Below are 1,026 nucleotides of genomic sequence, written 5' to 3' on the forward strand. Positions count from 1 at the left end.
ATTGAGCCTCTGCGCGATATTCTAGCAAACACAGCCGTTTTTCTTGGTGTAAGAAAAATTTGTTTTTGGGTAAATACAAGTTTTAGGGAACTCGACTGAAGAATCAGCTAACACTTGTTTGTAGATGCAAAGTAAATTTTCTAGATGATCTCCGCTTAATAGGTTAAAGGGTTCAGGAAATTCTTCTATAGGTATAATATCTCTCTCTTCTACATTCAAACCTAAAGCGCGAAATCCAATCGTAACACCTGCATGAAGATATACTTCCTGAAGTTCAAAACCTAGATATTTAGTAATACGAAGGGCGACATCATAATTGGCTAATTCACCAAAGCCTTCTACTTTATTTCTAACATCCTGAACAAATTGATAAATACTATTAAAGTTGTCAAAATCAATAATACACTGAGTATCTAAATGTTTTAAAGCAATATCAGCCGCTAAAGCTAGACGCCAACGACCAACACGCCTTTGATGACTATGAACTTTTCCCTGCTCGTCTTCGCTAAGAAAAGCTTTTCTGACAGCATCTTTTAAATTGTCAGCTTGTTTATACCAAGAATATTCTTTCTCTGCATAGAGATAAACATTCTTATGATAGTCCTCGTATATGTCTGTGTAGGATTTCATATCTAAAAACTCATCCCGCAAGTCATATTGTAATCTTTGAGACTATGTTTGTCAAATTTGCTAAGTATATATGTCCCATCCTCTAACCGAATATTAAACACCAAAGCACGAATTTTTTGCCGCAGTTCTGTATTTATTTGTCTTTCACAACCCCATAACTGTGCGGTAATGAGCCTCAATTTGCGCGACAGTTTCAGATTTACGCTTTGTCTCCCATTGACTGCGGTTAAATAATTCTTGCCGCAATTCATCAATATTAATTGTGGTAACTTTCCCATCAGCAACAATTTGCTTACCATTCACCCAAGCACTATCTACAACATTACTAGGACGACCTAAGACTAACAAGCCAATGGGATCTGTACGGGGTAATAATGATAAATTGGTGAGATCATA

At 36.3% G+C, this 1,026-nt stretch carries 1 protein-coding gene and 1 pseudogene; both read right to left on the reverse strand.

Annotated features, from left to right (window positions below; genetic code table 11):
* Positions 1-21: 21 nt before the first annotated feature.
* Entirely contained in the window at positions 22-630 is a 609-nt protein-coding gene (locus ACWATR_RS40370) for a hypothetical protein (protein ID WP_460346100.1), read from the reverse strand.
* Between the two features lie 144 nt (positions 631-774).
* Positions 775-1,026, reverse strand: a pseudogene (locus tag ACWATR_RS40375) (amidohydrolase); the annotation flags it as partial.

It is taken from the genome of Nostoc sp. UIC 10890 (assembly GCF_054786515.1).

Bases quoted from the DNA above. Each gene is read 5' to 3' on its own strand.
- ACWATR_RS40370 (WP_460346100.1), bottom strand. From the start codon at position 630: ATGAAATCCTACACAGACATATACGAGGACTATCATAAGAATGTTTAT.